The sequence below is a fragment of the Streptomyces gardneri genome, assembly GCF_006539185.1.
In the GTDB taxonomy this organism is placed as follows: Bacteria; Actinomycetota; Actinomycetes; order Streptomycetales; family Streptomycetaceae; genus Streptomyces; species Streptomyces gardneri.
The window spans coordinates 30,555-46,085 of sequence record NZ_BJMN01000048.1 but is presented as its reverse complement, the minus strand read 5'-3'; the positions used below and the strand labels follow the sequence as shown (position 1 = coordinate 46,085).

Annotated in this window: 14 protein-coding genes; 5 read left to right on the top strand and 9 right to left on the bottom strand. The window is 70.4% G+C overall.

Annotation, left to right across the window (positions count from 1 at the left end; all coding sequences use genetic code 11):
- Positions 1-37: 37 nt before the first annotated feature.
- Positions 38-1,195 (bottom strand): helix-turn-helix domain-containing protein, encoded by a 1,158-nt coding sequence (locus tag SGA01_RS31990; RefSeq protein WP_141300918.1) that lies wholly within the window; start codon positions 1,193-1,195, stop codon positions 38-40.
- A 409-nt stretch (positions 1,196-1,604) separates the two neighbouring features.
- A complete protein-coding gene (locus SGA01_RS31985; protein WP_141300916.1) occupies positions 1,605-1,985 on the bottom strand; it encodes a hypothetical protein in 381 nt (126 codons plus the stop codon).
- 342 nt (positions 1,986-2,327) lie between these two features.
- On the opposite strand from SGA01_RS31985, the gene SGA01_RS31980 reads away from it, so the two are divergent.
- Together SGA01_RS31980 and SGA01_RS31975 are read left to right on the top strand one after the other, a co-directional pair.
- On the top strand, positions 2,328-2,849 hold the full coding sequence (locus tag SGA01_RS31980; protein ID WP_055643330.1) for a universal stress protein: 522 nt from the start codon (positions 2,328-2,330) through the stop codon (positions 2,847-2,849).
- 224 nt (positions 2,850-3,073) lie between these two features.
- Positions 3,074-3,634, top strand: coding sequence for a GPR1/FUN34/YaaH family transporter (locus SGA01_RS31975; RefSeq protein WP_055643331.1), 561 nt, complete (start codon positions 3,074-3,076; stop codon positions 3,632-3,634).
- A gap of 128 nt (positions 3,635-3,762) precedes the next feature.
- On the opposite strand, the gene glmS is transcribed toward SGA01_RS31975, so the two are convergent.
- Together glmS and SGA01_RS31965 are read right to left on the bottom strand one after the other, a co-directional pair.
- Positions 3,763-5,580, bottom strand: a complete 1,818-nt coding sequence (gene glmS, locus SGA01_RS31970; RefSeq protein ID WP_055643332.1) for a glutamine--fructose-6-phosphate transaminase (isomerizing) — start codon at positions 5,578-5,580, stop codon at positions 3,763-3,765.
- A gap of 61 nt (positions 5,581-5,641) precedes the next feature.
- On the bottom strand, positions 5,642-5,917 hold the full coding sequence (locus tag SGA01_RS31965) for a hypothetical protein (protein WP_024758123.1): 276 nt from the start codon (positions 5,915-5,917) through the stop codon (positions 5,642-5,644).
- Positions 5,918-6,102: 185 nt separating this feature from the next.
- On the opposite strand from SGA01_RS31965, the gene SGA01_RS31960 reads away from it, so the two are divergent.
- Positions 6,103-7,734 (top strand): beta-N-acetylhexosaminidase, encoded by a 1,632-nt coding sequence (locus SGA01_RS31960; RefSeq protein WP_141300914.1) that lies wholly within the window; start codon positions 6,103-6,105, stop codon positions 7,732-7,734.
- A gap of 149 nt (positions 7,735-7,883) precedes the next feature.
- Positions 7,884-8,762, top strand: a complete 879-nt coding sequence (locus tag SGA01_RS31955) for a DUF4175 domain-containing protein (RefSeq protein WP_141300912.1) — start codon at positions 7,884-7,886, stop codon at positions 8,760-8,762.
- Here SGA01_RS31955 and SGA01_RS31950 read toward each other — a convergent pair.
- Positions 8,755-9,438 (bottom strand): hypothetical protein, encoded by a 684-nt coding sequence (locus SGA01_RS31950; RefSeq protein WP_141300910.1) that lies wholly within the window; start codon positions 9,436-9,438, stop codon positions 8,755-8,757. The two genes, SGA01_RS31955 and SGA01_RS31950, sit on opposite strands and share 8 nt — an antisense overlap.
- Positions 9,439-9,678: 240 nt before the next feature.
- Here SGA01_RS31950 and SGA01_RS31945 point away from each other — a divergent pair, with 240 nt between their 5' ends.
- Positions 9,679-10,401: a hypothetical protein gene (locus tag SGA01_RS31945; RefSeq protein WP_229917511.1), complete on the top strand. Its 723-nt coding sequence runs from the start codon at positions 9,679-9,681 to the stop codon at positions 10,399-10,401.
- A gap of 72 nt (positions 10,402-10,473) precedes the next feature.
- On the opposite strand, the gene SGA01_RS31940 is transcribed toward SGA01_RS31945, so the two are convergent.
- The 4 genes from SGA01_RS31940 to SGA01_RS31925 are packed head-to-tail and all read right to left on the bottom strand — an operon-like array spanning position 10,474 to position 15,491.
- Positions 10,474-12,258, bottom strand: a complete 1,785-nt coding sequence (locus tag SGA01_RS31940) for an IucA/IucC family protein (RefSeq protein ID WP_141300908.1) — start codon at positions 12,256-12,258, stop codon at positions 10,474-10,476.
- Positions 12,255-12,785, bottom strand: coding sequence for a GNAT family N-acetyltransferase (locus SGA01_RS31935; protein ID WP_141300906.1), 531 nt, complete (start codon positions 12,783-12,785; stop codon positions 12,255-12,257). Before SGA01_RS31935 ends, SGA01_RS31940 begins: the two co-directional genes overlap by 4 nt.
- Entirely contained in the window at positions 12,782-14,065 is a 1,284-nt protein-coding gene (locus SGA01_RS31930) for a lysine N(6)-hydroxylase/L-ornithine N(5)-oxygenase family protein (RefSeq protein ID WP_141300904.1), read from the bottom strand. Before SGA01_RS31930 ends, SGA01_RS31935 begins: the two co-directional genes overlap by 4 nt.
- Positions 14,052-15,491, bottom strand: coding sequence for a pyridoxal phosphate-dependent decarboxylase family protein (locus tag SGA01_RS31925; protein ID WP_141300902.1), 1,440 nt, complete (start codon positions 15,489-15,491; stop codon positions 14,052-14,054). Before SGA01_RS31925 ends, SGA01_RS31930 begins: the two co-directional genes overlap by 14 nt.
- Between the last annotated feature and the right edge of the window lie 40 nt (positions 15,492-15,531).

Below are 15,531 nucleotides of genomic sequence, written 5' to 3'. Positions count from 1 at the left end.
TCCTGCGATGCGCCGCTTGTGGCCGCGCGGGTCGGTGTTACGGCGTGCGCTGGCCCGGCAAAGAGGGGCGAGCGTAGAGGTCCGCGTGCTGCTTACCCGTGTCGAGCGGGGAGGCCGGGCGCCGCATGCCGGCGGCGACCTGCACGGGCACCTGGTCGAGCACCGCCGTGGCGGACTCGCCCTGGGGCCGCCTGGCCCGGTACGCCGCCCGGTAGGCGGCCGGCGAGGAGCCGAGCTGGCGCCGGAAGTGGCCGCGCAGCGCCACCGGGGACCGGAAGCCGCACCTGCCCGCGACCTCGTCGACCGAGTAGTCGGAGGTCTCGAGCAGCCGCTGTGCCTGGAGCACCCGCTGCGTGATCAGCCACTGGAGCGGGGCGGAGCCCGTCAGCGAGCGGAACCGGCGGTCGAAGGTCCGCCGTGACATGTACGCGCGCGCGGCCAGGGTCTCCACGTCGAACTGCTCGTGGAGGTGCTCCAGCGCCCAGGCGACGACCTCGGCCAGCGGGTCGGCGCCGATCTCCTCTGGTAAAGACCTGTCGAGGTAGCGCTCCTGACCGCCACTGCGCCGCGGCGGGACGACCAGCCGGCGCGCCAGCGCGCCCGCGGCCTCGGTGCCGTGGTCGGTCCGCACGATGTGCAGACACAGATCGATTCCGGCCGCGGTGCCGGCGGAGGTGAGGACGTCACCGTCGTCGACGAAGAGCTCCCGCGGGTCCACATGGACCGACGGGTAGCGCTTGGCGAGCGTCGGCGCGTACATCCAGTGCGTCGTCGCCGGGCGGCCGTCGAGCAGGCCGGCGGCGGCGAGGACGAAGGCCCCGGTGCACAGGCCGACGATCCGCGCGCCCTCCTCGTGGGCGCGGCGCAGCGCTTCGAGCGCCTCCGGTGGCGGCGGAGAGGTGATCGACCGCCAAGCCGGCACGACGACCGTGCCGGCGCGGCCGATGGCCTCCAGGCCGTACGGCGCGGTGAGTTCGAGACCGCCGGTGGTACGCAGCGGACCGTCCTCGCCGGCACAGACGAGCAGCCGGTAGCGGGGCACGCCCGCGTCCTGCCGGTCGATGCCGAAAACGGAGAGCGGGATGGAGCTCTCGAAGATGGGGCCGCCACTGAACAGCAGCACCGCGACGACTTCGCGGCGGCGGCGTCCGGACAGCTTCCGTGCGACCTCCGGTACGGCGGAGTCCTGGCTCATGGCGCTAAGCCCCCCTCGGTGTTCGCGTCTCCCTGGTCGTGTCGCTCCTGCACGTTTCCCCTCGGTTTTGCACGAGACCCCAGTCTTCGGTACCCATGATCGAATCTACTGTGTCCCATGGCGCCGGCGTGACAAGTTCTCCATCCGGTGGATTGTCGACAAGGCCACTTGGCGCGAAGCGATCGATCGCGAAGCGTTCCACCTGACGGCCGCCGTGGGAAGGGGTGGCGCCGCGAAGGCCCCGTGTGTGTGGGGTGCAGGGCCTTGTGGCGGGGCTTCGGGGGCCTTCGGCGCCAGGGTTGGCCAACCGTTCCGCCAAGGACTCGCCGACGAATGGAAGTTGGCTGAAAACATATGGGCTCGGGTGTGCGAACCTGTCAACTCGGAGGGGGGCGGAAGCGTCCCCGGCTCAGTTCCGGCGCCTGGTTCGTACGGTTTCGGCCCGTAGTCCCCGCTCCGAGCGCCGCAGCAGCACCCGGCACACCGCCGTCACCGTGACGAGCCCCAGCGCGGTCCCGGCCGCCCCGCCGAGCGAGGTGCCGTAGACGACGAGCACCACGGGGACGAGGACGCAGCAGAAGACCGCCCATCGGACGACGTCACCGGCAGCATCCGCGGTTCCCGCCCCGGCACCCGTCCCCCACTCCCGGTCCGGGCCCGCGGAGGGGCCCGCGGGGGCGACGGGGGCGACGGGGGCCCGGCGGCGGCCGCGGGGTGAGCCGAGCGCGGGGACGGGGACGGGGGCGGAGCCGGTGGAGGTCTGGCCGACGGTGGTCGATGGTGCGGGCACGGGCGGTCTCCCTGCGACGGTGGGCTGGACCTGTGGCAACGAGGAGCGGAACGTTCCGGTCACTGTGGGTGGCGTCCGTTTGGCCCCCGTACGGACGCCTGTAGGGCACAACCGGCATTGCCAGATCGCGAACCCCTCGGGCATGCTCCCTGGAACGCCGCGCACAGCGGGGCGTACGCCGGGGAGTGGCACGGCGGGCTCTGGGCAGGAGAGGAGTGTCGCCGTACCCTTGGGGGTATGGGCTTGGGAAGATGATTCCCGGACACAGCTCCGCCGCCACCCGTTGTTCCGTCCCCTCCTTTCCCGTCCCTTCCCACGAGGACTCTCTTCGCCGAGACACCGATGGCCGGTCACGAATTCCCCGAACCCGCGGACCGCAAGCGCGTCGCCGACTCCACGGTCGACCCCCTCGCGGTCGAACAGCCACGTCACGCCTGCGACCCGGCCTTCCGGCACGGGGTGGTCGTCGGCTTCGACGGCTCCATGTCCAGTGAGCGAGCGCTCGCGTACGCCATCGGCATGGCCCGCCGCTCCGGCTCCGGCCTGATCATCGTGCACGTGGCCAACCGGCTGCCCACCACGGTGTGGGCCGGCTGCGAGCCGCCGGTCTTCGTCGACGTACCGGATCACCGCACCGAGGTCCTCGGGCTCGAGCTGGCCTGCGCCGAGCACCTCTCCGAGGTGCCGTGGATCCTCGTCGAGCGCGGCGGCGACATCTGCCACGAGCTGGAGGAGGTCGGCCGCGAGTACTCGGCCGACGCGATCGTGGTCGGCTCCACGCACGGGATCGTCGGCCGGATCTTCGGCTCGGTCGCCGGCCGCCTCGCGCGCCGCGCCCAGCGGCCCGTGATCGTCATCCCGTAGCCGGCCCCTCCCTCGACCCGTAAGCGGCGCCTTCCTCGACCCCGCATGCGGCCCGGCCCTCGACCCGCAAGCGGCCCCCTTCACGCGCTCCGCTCCCCAACTGGCGTTCCCCGGCCATAATTTCGGCCTTCCTCAGGTGAATTGTGCGCTTGTGAAGGGTAGATAAGGCTCACCGGATCACAGCAGCTCACGCAGCTCGACTGCTCTCCTGAAGGGAGCCCGCCGTGGACAACGAAGTCGCCGCGGGGAACAGCACCTCCACTCTCGGCAACCTCGCACTCGGACTGACCCTGCTTGCCTTCGGGCTGGGCGGGACGGGTGTCATCGACAACGTCGCGGCAGCGGATGCCGCAGGCCTCGCCACCTGGGTCGGCGGGGTGACGCTCTTCCTCGTCGGACTGCTCGCCCTGCGCGGCGGCAGCACCGGTGAGGGCACGGCGTACGCGGCGCTCGGCGCCTTCTGGTTCACCTGGGGGACCGCCGTCGGCGGCGGGGCCTCGGCGGACGCCGTGGGGCTCTTCATGCTCCTGTGGGCGCTCCTCGCGCTCACCCTGACCATGGCCGCGTCGGGGAGCGGTCTGTTCGGACAGGGCGTGTACGGGCTGCTGTTCGTCGCGCTGCTGCTCATCGGCATCGGCGCGCTGGCCGACAACGGCGGCCTGGCGAAGGCGGGCGGCTGGGTCGCGGCCGTCGGCGGACTCCTCGCCTGGTACGGCGCCACGGCCGCCGTGGCGGGCTGGCCGACGGCGCTCCGGCGCACGGCGAGCGCCCCGGCCGCGGGGTAACGAACAGGGGAAGTGAAAGAGGTCCCTGCCGCACCTGGGTGTGCGGCAGGGACCTCTCTCGTGTCCGGTCGAACCGCCGGGGGACAGGCCCGGCGGCGCTGGTCGGGGGGACAGGCCCCGACCGGCTGCTACTCGACCGTGACGGACTTGGCCAGGTTGCGCGGCTTGTCGATGTCGCGGCCCATGGCGAGCGCCGTGTGGTAGGCGAGGAGCTGGAGCGGGATGCCCATGAGGATCGGGTCCAGCTCGTCCTCGTTCTTCGGCACGACGATGGTGTGGTCGGCCTTCGCCTGCGGCTGGTGCGCGACCGCGAGGATGCGGCCGCTGCGGGCCTTGATCTCCTCCAGGGCGGCGCGGTTCTTCTCCAGCAGGTCGTCGTCGGGGACGATCGCGACCGTCGGCAGGGCCGGCTCGATGAGGGCGAGCGGGCCGTGCTTCAGCTCGGAGGCCGGGTAGGCCTCGGCGTGGATGTAGGAGATCTCCTTCAGCTTGAGGGAGGCCTCCAGGGCCACCGGGTAGCCCCGGACGCGGCCGATGAACATCATCGACTGGGCGCCCGCGTACTCCGCGGCGATCTTCTTGATCTCGTCCTCGGTCTCGAGGATCTCCTGGATCTGCGCGGGCAGCTTGCGCAGGCCCTCGATGATCCGCTTGCCGTCGGTGACGGACAGGTCGCGGATGCGGCCCAGGTGCAGGGCGAGCAGCGCGAAGGCGGTGACCGTGTTGGTGAAGCACTTGGTGGAGACGACGCAGACCTCGGGGCCGGCGTGGACGTACACGCCGCCGTCGGCCTCGCGGGCGATGGCCGAGCCGACGACGTTCACGACGCCGAGGACGCGGGCGCCCTTGCGCTTGAGCTCCTGGACGGCGGCGAGCACGTCGTAGGTCTCACCGGACTGCGAGACGGCGATGTAGAGGGTGTCGGGGTCCACGACCGGGTTGCGGTAGCGGAACTCCGAGGCCGGCTCGGCGTCGGCGGGGATGCGGGCCAGGGACTCGATGAGCCCGGCGCCGATGAGGCCGGCGTGGTACGAGGTGCCGCAGCCGAGGATCTTGATGCGGCGGATGGTGCGGGCCTCGCGGGCGTCGAGGTTCAGGCCGCCCAGGTGCACGGTGGAGAAGCGGTCGTCGATCCGGCCGCGCAGCACGCGGTCGACCGCGTCGGGCTGCTCGGAGATCTCCTTGTGCATGAACGTGTCGTGGCCGCCCATGTCGTAGGAGGCGGCCTCCCACTCCACGGTCTCCGGGGTGGCGGTGGTGGACGCGCCCGAGGTCGTGTAGGTGCGGAAGTCGTCGGCCTTGAGGGTGGCCATCTCGCCGTCGTCGAGGGTGACGACCTGGCGGGTGTGGGCGATCAGGGCGGCGACGTCGGAGGCGACGAGCATCTCCTTCTCGCCGATGCCGAGGATGACCGGGGAGCCGTTGCGGGCCACCACGATGCGGTCGTTGAAGTCGGCGTGCATCACGGCGATGCCGTAGGTGCCCTCGATGACCTTGAGCGCCTCGCGGACCTTCTCCTCCAGGGTGGAGGCCTGCGAGCGGGCGATGAGGTGGGTGATGACCTCGGTGTCGGTCTCGGAGGCGAAGACGACGCCGTCGGCCTCCAGCTTCGCGCGGAGCTCCTGGGCGTTGTCGACGATGCCGTTGTGGACGACCGCGACCTTGTTCTCGGGGTCCAGGTGCGGGTGCGAGTTCACGTCGCTGGGGGCGCCGTGGGTGGCCCAGCGGGTGTGGGCGATGCCGGTGGTGCCGGAGAAGCGCTTGGGGACGCGGGCCTCGAGGTCACGGACCCGGCCCTTGGCCTTGACCATCTTCAGGCCCGTGGCCTTCGGGCTGGTGATGACCATGCCGGCGGAGTCGTATCCCCGGTACTCCAGGCGCGCCAGGCCCTCAAGGAGCAGGGGGGCGACGTCGCGCTTTCCGATGTAACCGACAATTCCGCACATAAAGGTGAAACCCCTCCAGGTTGGTGATGGTGCTCGTGTGCTCGCCGTGGTCGTTCGCGGCTCAGCCGTAGACGATGCGGCGCAGCTGTCGGAGCGAGAGCTCCGGTGGTGCCACGGCCCGGTGCGGCAGCTCCGCCGCGATCCGTTCGAAGATCTCGGCGTTCACGGCCCCGCCGGACTGCAGTTCGCGGTGGCGGCGGCGGACGAACTCCTCGGTCGTCTCGTCGAAGTACGCCAGCACGTCGAGCACCACCCGGGCGGCCTCACCGCGCTGGAGCGCGGTGCTGCGGACCAGATGGTCGACGAGGTCGTCGTGCGACGGGCGGCGTTCGAGCACCCGTGAATACTGAGGGGTGCCTGCCACTCTTCGCAAGAATCCTGCCCGAAATCGGGCAGGAGCTGCATGATCGGCGCCCTGTGCGGGGATATTGGTCCAGACCTTGACCCGGAGTAGTGGTAGCGGTACGCATGGTTGCCAAATGGATATATGACCCGAAGACGTGTCGATCACCGAAGGGGACCATGCCCGTGAGTCAGCGCCGAAGGATTCCTCGCCTCATCGGATCACTCCTCCTGGTCGCCACCGCCGGGGTCGGCTGCGGCGAGGCCGCCGCCGACAGCGGAGGCACCGACGGGAAGGCGGCCGCCGCGGAGCCCGAGGTCCGCCCGCTCGGCCGCATCGTGCCCGTACCCGCCTCCGTCACCCCCGAGGGCGAGCCGTACACCCTCACCCACGCCACCCGCATCGGCATCGACGAGACCTCCCGCGAGTCCCGGGCCGTCGGCCGCTACCTCGCCGGCCTCCTCCGCCCCGCCACCGGCTTCCCGCTGCACATCGTCGACGAGGCCGCGGCCGGCGGCGGCATCCGCCTCCGCCTCGACCGCGAGGACACCGCGCTCGGCGACGAGGGCTACCGCCTCCACTCCGGGGCCGAGGGCGTCACCCTCACCGCCCGCACGCCCGCCGGCCTCTTCCGCGGCGTCCAGACCCTCCGCCAGCAGCTGCCCTCCGCCGTCGAGCGCCGCACGGTCCAGGAGGGCCCCTGGAAGATCGCGGGCGGCACGATCACCGACACCCCGCGGTACGCCTACCGGGGCGCCATGCTCGACGTCGCCCGCCACTTCTTCACCGTCGACGAGGTGAAGCGGTTCATCGACCAGCTCGCCCTCTACAAGATCAACACCCTCCATCTGCACCTCTCCGACGACCAGGGCTGGCGCATCGCCGTCGACTCCTGGCCCCGGCTCACCACCCACGGCGGCTCCACCGAGGTCGGCGGCGGCCCCGGCGGCTTCTACACGAAGGAGGAGTACACGGAGATCGTGCGGTACGCGGCCTCCCGCTACCAGGAGGTCGTCCCCGAGATCGACGTGCCGGGCCACACCTTCGCGGCCCTCTCCTCATACGCCGAGCTCAACTGCGACGGTGTCGCCCCGCCCCTCTACACCGGCATCAAGGTCGGCCTCAGCTCCCTCTGCGTCCCCAAGGACGTCACGTACGACTTCGTCGACGACGTGATCCGCGAGATCGCCGCGCTCACCCCCGGCCGCTACATCCACATCGGCGGCGACGAGGCCCACTCCACCAGCCACGCCGACTACGTGACCTTCATGGACAAGGTGCAGCCGCTCGTCGCCAAGTACGGCAAGACGGTCGTCGGCTGGCACCAGCTGACCGGCACGAAGCCCGTCGAGGGCGCCCTCGTCCAGTACTGGGGCCTCGACCGCACGCCCCTCGCCGAGAAGGAGCGCGTCGCCGCCGCCGCGCGGGACGGCGCCGGGCTGATCCTCTCGCCGGCCGACCGCTCCTACCTCGACATGAAGTACACGAAGGACACGAAGCTCGGCCTGGCCTGGGCCGGCACGGTCGAGGTCCGGCGCTCGTACGACTGGGACCCGGCGACGTACCTCGCGGGCGCCCCGGAGAGCGCCGTCCGGGGCATCGAGGCCCCGCTCTGGACGGAGACCCTCGCCACGACGGACGACCTCGACGTCATGGCCTTCCCCCGCCTCCCGGGCCTCGCCGAACTGGGCTGGTCCCCGGCGGAGACCCACGACTGGGAGACGTACAAGGTCCGGCTCGCGGAACAGGCCCCGCGGTTCGACGCGATGGGCATCGACTACTACCGCTCACCGCAGGTGCCCTGGGAGTAGGCCGGAGTTCGGCCGGGTGGCGGGCTCGTCGCGCGCGGCCGGGCGGTGGTGCGGAGACTGGCGGCATGTCCGTTCCGTCAGGGGAACCGTCCCAGCCAGCGCCCGAGCCGTCGGGGGAACCGTCCCGGCCGGCGCCCGAGCCGTCGAGGGTGACGCTCTTCGACAAGGCGGCCTACATCGTGGCGCCGGGGACGGCCGTCATCGGCCTGCTCTACTACTTCGGCAGCCTGTACGCCGACACCTATTACGCGACCTTCGGCGTGCCGGCGGCCGACCTCCAGCTGTCCGTCCAGTCCTACCTGGCCAAGAGCCCGGACGCGGTCTTCGGCCCGGTGTGGTTCCTGCTGATCTGCGGACTGGTCGTGCTGCTGGTGCTCGGCCGGGTCGGACACACGCTGGACCGCCCCGGGAAGGAGCGCCGGCGCCGCACGGTGTGCCAGGTGCTCCTTGTCGTCGGCCTGTTCATGGCGCTGCTGGGATTTCCGGTCTTCTTCGGACTGCGGATCTGGCTCCCCCTCCCCGCGGGCTTGTGGTGGAGACCGTTCGTCCCGCCCTTCCTGGTGGCCCTGGGGGCCACCCTGGCGTTCTTCGCCGTGCGGCAGCGTCTTCAGCGGAGCGCGGACGAGCACCGGCGTGAGCGGACCGCCGAGCGGATGTGGTCCGCGGGCGGGGCCCTGCTGATCGGGCTGCTGGCCATGAGCCTGTTCTTCGGTGTGAGCCAGTACGTGGCCGCGGGCGCGGCGACCAAGGCCCGGGCGGCCATCGAAGCGGGCAACGAGAAGAGCCTGCCCGTGCTGGTCTATTCGCGCATCCCGGTCGCGCACGACGCGAAGGGCATCACGTACAAGGACCTGGGCGCCGCCAAGGGCCCGTACCGGCATCGGTACGCCGGATTCCGCCTGCTCGTGAAGTCTCCGTCCCGCTTCTACCTGGTCTCCCACCAAGCACGGGACATGAAGCACTACATGACGGTCGTGCTGCCGGACGACGACACCGTGCGCGTGGCGCTGACCTCGGCCGTCAAGTGACGTCGGACTCGGGCTCGATCTCGGGCTCGGTCTCGATCGGGGTCGGCTCGGTGGTGGGCTCGGGCTCGGGCGTCTCGGTCGTGGGCTCGGGCTCGGGCGTCTCGGTGGTCGGCGAAGGCTCGGGCGTCTCGGTGGTGGGCGAGGGCTCGTCCGCCACCGCCTCGCCGGAGAAGGGCACGGTGAGCGTTTCGCCCTCTGAAGTCTCGACGGTCAGCACTCCGGAGTAGGAACCCGCCTTGTACGGCATGAACCGGAAGTTCATCTCGCACTCCTCGCCGGGGGCCAGCGTGCCGGCGCAGGTGCCGAGATCCGCATCCGCGTCCCCCATGTCCGGGTTGTTGGTCAGTGTCCGTGGAGGCGCGAATTGCATGGGCCGGTCGGAGGTGCTGACGACCTTCACCTTCCCGGCCGCCGATTCGCCCACCTTGGCGGTCGGCACGTCGATCGGGGCGGACTGGCCGCCTGCGCCCTTTCCCGGGAAGAGTGACCCGATCGATTCGTCCGAGTCCGAGTCCGAGTCCGAGGCCGCCGACGATGTCTCTGCGGCCTCCGCGGCATTCGGCCTCTCCGTCGGATCGTCCGTCGTGCCGCCGCCCTCGCTCCCGCAGGCCGCCGACGCGGCGAGGGCCACGACCACTGCTGTTCCGGCGAGGCCACGGGCGATTCGAGTCAGCATGGCGTCAGACCTCCGCTCCCGGCCGGTGGACCCCGGCTCGTGGCCAACCTGCCACAGCGACGCTGGGTAATCGACGAGATGGGTCGGTGACACAGCGTGATCACCTGATCGGAGGGGAGAGTGCCGTCGCGACCGGGCACGACACCTTCGCCGTCACGGCCGAGTACGTTGCCCTGGTGACGGGGGCGTCTGCCTCCATGGGGTGACGTCACAGCTTCCGGGCGCCCAGGGGGGTACGAGATGAAGCGGCGTGCGAGATTCGCGGTGCTGTGTGCCGTGCTCGCGGTGGCCGTTGGCCTGGCCGTGGTCTTCGTGGCGCGGAACGACTCCGATGCGGCGTCCGGGATCTCCCTCCTGCGCGCCGAGGACAGACTTCCGAATCGCACAGCGACCGACTGGGTCACCTACGCCGATCACGTCGTCGTGGTGACTCCGACGGAGGAGAAGGACCAGGTGAGGGCGCGAGGTGCGGAGTTCGTCGACCGCGATCTCACGCTGCGCGTCGACGAGGTCCTGTGGTCGCGGCCGAAGGCGCCCCGGCCCGCGCCCGAGGTCTTCGGCTGGCGGGCCTTGGGGTGGTCCTTCAAGGGCGGTGACACGGGCGAGCGAACCGAACTCGCGATGGAGAGCGCCCCGCGCGTCGAGACGGGCCACAGCTACGTCATGGCCGTCGTCTGGGAAGAGGCGCGGTGCAGCGAGGGGGACCCTTCGATTCCGGCTCAGTGGGGCGGACTCGGCAGTAGCGGTGTCATCCCGTTCGACGATGCGATTCTCGGCCAGGGGGAGTCCGAAGGTCGCGTGGTCACCGTGGCTCAGGCTCGCGAGAAGGTCGACTCGCCCACTTCGGCATCCGGTCTCGAAGGCAGATTGGCAGGGAAGGGCGCGACTGCGCTGGTCGCGGAACTGAGGTCTGCAACGCCTGCCGAGCGGAGGACGTTCCTCCCTGCTGCGCCGTGTGGATAGCGCCCCAAGGAACAGATGTGAGCCCCGCCGGAGGACCGTACTCCGGCGGGGCTCGCATCGGTTTCGGGGGTGTCAGGCGAAGCGGGCGATCGGGTTGGTGAGGTCGCCGATGAGCTGGAGGGCCGCCGACGGGTCCGAGAGGTCGACCATCTGCTTGTTGTTGCGGAGCTGGAGGCGGTTGAGGGCGGAGAGGGCGAAGGTCTCCGCGAACATGTCGTACTGGGCGAACCTGTCGGCCAGTTCCGGCTTCGACCCCTCGTACGCCCGGACGCACTCCGCGACCGTGCGCCAGAAGTCGTCCTCGTCGAGCACGCCCTCCGCCGCCAGCGTCGCCGCCAGGAAGCGGAAGAAGCAGTCGAAGACGTCCGTGAAGACCGAGAGGAGCTTCATGTCCTCCGGGATCTCCGCGCGGACCCGCTCCACGGCCGGCGGCAGGACCGCCGCCGGGTCCATGACGACGATCTCCTCGGCGATGTCCTTGAAGATCGCGCGGGAGACCGTGCCCTGCTCGTCGAGGACCAGGATCACGTTCTCGCCGTGCGGCATGAACGCCAGGTCGTAGGCGTAGAAGCTGTGCAGGATCGGGAGGAGATAGGCGTCGAGGTAGCGGCGGAGCCACTCCGTCGGCGCCAGGCCCGACTCCTTGATCAGCGCGCCCGTGAAGGACGCGCCCGTGTGGTCCACGTGGAGGAGCGACGCCATGGTGGCCAGGCGCTCGCCCTCGGCGAGGGTCGGGACCGGGGACTCGCGCCAGAGCGCGGCCAGCATCTTGCGGTAGGGGGAGTAGCGGTCGGTCGCGGCCTCGTACTCCATGTGCCGGTAGCCGACGGCCGCCCGCTCGCGGATGATCGAGAACCGGGCCGCGGCGAAGACGGAGTCCGACTCGATCAGCTGGTGCAGCCAGTCGTTGATCGCCGGGGTGGCCTCCATGTACGCGGCCGAGAGACCCCGCATGAAGCCCATGTTGAGGACCGAGAGCGCCGTCTTGACGTAGTGCTTGGCCGGGTCCGAGGTGTTGAAGAACGTACGGATCGACTGCTGCGCCAGGTACGTGTCGTCGCCCTCGCCCAGGTACACCAGGCGCTGCTGCGCGACCTCGGCCGCGAAGGTGACCGAGAGCTTGTTCCACCACTGCCAGGGGTGGCAGGGCATCAGGAGGTAGTCGGCCATGTCCAGGCCGCGGGAGGCGAGGGTCGCGGCGAAGCCGTCCACCGCCTCCTCGCCCAGCTCGGCGCGGATGAACGCGTCGTACTCGATGTCCGCGCCGGCGGTGAAGGTCGTGCGGTCGCGGCGGGCGGCCAGCCAGATCAGGTGGATGCCGCTCGCGGCCTCGGGGGCGTACGCGCGGAACTCGTCGACGCCGAAGCCGAGCCGGCCGTTGTTGGCGACGAAGCAGGGGTGACCCTCGGTCATCCCCGTCTCGATCGCCTGGAAGCCGGCGTGGGCCAGTTCGGAGGCGGTGATCTGGGGCTTGGTCGACTTGAATGCCGTGCCCGCCAGGGTGGAGGAGATCTCCTCCAGGTAGACCGGGAGGATCTCGTCGCTCAGACCGAGGGCGCCGCGCAGCTCGGTGATGAACTGGAGTGCGTCGAGCGGGAGCTGCTCGTCGCCGCGGTGGCGGCTGATCGAGTCCGCGTAGACCTGCCAGTGGTCGAGCGCGAACCGGTCCGCGGTGAAGCGGTACTCGGTCGCGCCGTCGTCGCTGAGGACCTTGTAGCGGGACTCGCCCAGCTCCTGCGGGTCGAGGAGCCGCTCGTGGGCGAACTCGGCGAGGCCCTTGCGGATCAGCGCGCGGTTGGCGTCGGCCCAGCGCTCGGGCGTGAGGTGGGCGACGGGGTCGGTGACGAAGGCGGTCATATCGTGACTCCCACGGCGGCCTCGAACTGGGCACGGGTGCAGAAGCTGAGCAGCGCCCGCTTCTCCGGCTTCTGGATCTCGCGCTCGGGCACGAAGCCGACGACCTCGTTGAGCGCGTGGACGGCCTTGTTGGACACGTCCGGTTCGACGACCACGCGGGCGGTCGCCGGGTCGTCGAACAGCTCCGCCATCACGGCGGTGATCACCCGGCGGGTGAAGCCGTGCACGGGGGTGTCGCTCGGGGCCACGAGGAAGTGCATGCCGACGTCGCCGGGGAGCGGGTCGTACAGCCCGACCAGCTCCAGGTGGGCGGGGTCGTAGCGCTCCATGAGGATCGCGGGCTGTTCGTCGACCAGGCCGATGAAAGCCTGGTGGTGCGGGTTCGCGGCGAAGGCCGTGTACTCGCGTACGACGTCGTCCAGGGTCGCGTCCTGCATCATCCAGAAGGCGGCCTTGGGGTGGGTCACCCAGGCGTGGAGCAGCTCCGCGTCCTTGAGGGGATCGAGCGGGCGGAAGCGGATGGTCATGCGGCGAACTCCTGGAAAGCGATGGTCTTCTCTACGGGGTAGTACTCGGAGCCCAGCATCTCCCCGATGATGTACGCGTTGCGATACGCCCCCATGCCCAGGTCGGGCGCGGTGATCGAGTGGGTGTGCACGGCGGAGTTCTGGAGGAAGATCCCCCGGCCGGTCGTGTCGATCGCGTAGTTGCGGGCCACGTCGAAGCGGCCCTGGCCGTCCCAGCGGATGCGGTCGCGGACGGGCTCCAGGAAGGCGGGAACGGCGTACTTGTACCCGGTGGCGAGGATCAGGCCCTCGGTGTCCAGGGTGAAGTCCTTCTCCTGCTCCTCCTGGCGGAAGCCCAGCGTGTACGTGCCGGTGGTGTCGTCGTACGCGGCGGCGTGCAGCGCGGAGTTGGTGAGCAGCCGGGTGGGGACGGGGCCGTTCAGGTTCTTCTGGTAGAGCAGGTCGAAGATGGCGTCGATGAGCTCGCCGTCGATGCCCTTGAAGAGGCCCTTCTGCTGGGTCTCCAGGCGGTAGCGGGTCTGCTCGGGGAGCGCGTGGAAGTAGTCCACGTACTCCGGGGAGGTCATCTCCAGGGTGAGCTTGGTGTATTCCAGGGGGAAGAAGCGGGGGGAGCGGGTCACCCAGTTGAGCTTGTAGCCGTGGACGTCGATCTCCGACAGGAGGTCGTAGTAGATCTCCGCCGCGCTCTGGCCGCTGCCGACCAGGGTGATCGACTTCTTCTTCTGGAGCGCCTCCTTGTTGGGGAGGTAGCGCGAGTTGTGGATCAGGTCGCCGCCGAGGTCCGCGCAGGTCTCGGGGACGTACGGCGGGGTGCCGGTGCCCAGGACGATGCGGCGGGCGCGGAAGGTGTCCCCGGCCTCGGTGGTGACGGCGTAGACCTCGTCGGTCTCGTCGAAGGTCACGGCGGCGACGGTCGTCGACCAGCGGACGGAGGTGACCTTCGCTGCGGCCCAGCGGCAGTAGTCGTTGTACTCGGTCCGCAGCGGGTAGAAGTTCTCGCGGATGTAGAACGAGTAGAGCCGGCCCTTCTCCTTCAGGTAGTTGAGGAAGGAGAAGGGGGACGTCGGGTCGGCCATCGTGACGAGGTCCGACATGAACGGCGTCTGGAGGTGCGCGCCTTCGAGGAACATCCCCGAGTGCCACTCGAAGTCCGGCTTGGACTCCAGGAAGAGACCGTTCAGGTGGTCGATGGGCTCGGTCAGGCAGGCGAGTCCGAGGTTGAACGGGCCGAGCCCGATGCCGATGAAGTCGTACGTCTCGGTCGTCTCAGGCGTGGACAAGGGTCTCTCCCAGGTACTGCTCGGCGTGGCCGGCGATCAGATCGAGGACGGCGGCGATGTCGGCCGCGGTGGTCTCGGGGTTGAGCAGGGTGAACTTGAGGTACTGGCGGCCGTCGACCTTGGTGCCGGCGACGACGGCCTCGCCGGAGGCGAAGAGGGCCTTGCGGGCGTAGAGGTTGGCCCGGTCGATCTCGGCGGGCGAGGTGACGGCCTCGGGGACGTAGCGGTAGACGAGGGTGGAGAGCTGCGGCTCGACCACGACGTCGTAGCGCGGGTCGGCGGCGAGCAGCGCGTGGCCCTCCCGGGCCAGGTCGCAGACCTCGTCGAAGAGCTCGCCGATGCCGTCGGCGCCCATCACGCGCAGGGTCATCCAGAGCTTGAGCGCGTCGAAGCGGCGGGTCGTCTGGAGCGACTTGTCCACCTGGTTGGGGATCAGCTCGGTGACCGCGCGGCGCGGGTTGAGGTAGTCCGCGTGGTACGTCGCGTGGCGCAGGGTGGCGCCGTCGCGGACCAGGAGGGCGGAGGAACTCACCGGCTGGAAGAAGGACTTGTGGTAGTCGACCGTGACCGAGTCGGCCCGCTCGATGCCGTCCAGGAGGTGGCGGCGGGTGCGGGAGGCGAGCAGTCCGCAGCCGTAGGCCGCGTCGACGTGCATCCAGGCGCCGTACTCGTCGGCGAGGGTGGCGATCTCGGGCAGCGGGTCGATGGAGCCGAAGTCGGTGGTGCCGGCGGTGGCGACGATCGCCATCGGGACGAGGCCCTCGGCGCGGCAGGCCTCCAGCTCGGCGGCGAGGACGACGGACTGCATGCGCTTGTTCCGGTCGACCGGGATGGAGATGACGGCGTCGGCGCCGAGGCCGAGGAGGGTGGCCGACTTCTGGACGCTGAAGTGGCTGCACTCGGAGGAGAAGATCCGGAGCTTCGCCAGGTCCTTCGTCTTGGCCTCCTCGCGGGCGAGGAGCATGGCCTGGAGGTTGGACTGCGTGCCACCGCTGGTGAACACCCCGTCCGCGGCGGGGCCGAGGCCGATCCGGCCGGTGGTCCAGTCGATCAGCTTCCGCTCGATGAGGGTGCCGCCCGCGCTCTGGTCCCAGGTGTCGAGCGAGGAGTTGATCGCCGAGAGGACGGCCTCGCCGAGGACGGCGGGGATGACGACCGGGCAGTTCAGGTGGCCCAGGTAGCGCGGGTGGTGGAAGTAGACGGCGTCGCGGAGGTAGACGTCCTCCAGCTCGTCGAGGGCCGCGGAGGCGTCGCCGAGCGGCCGGTCGAGGTCGACGGCGTCGATGACGGGGGCCAGTTCGGCGGGGGTGACGCCGCTGAACGGGCGGCGTGTCGCGGCGAGTTTGGCCGCCACCCGCTCGACTCCTTCGGTGACGGAGCGCCGGTAGCTCTCCGCCGTGGCGTCGTTGAGCAGGTGGGAGCGCATGTGGGGGCCCTTTCGGGAGGAACGCTGAAGGATGCTTCGG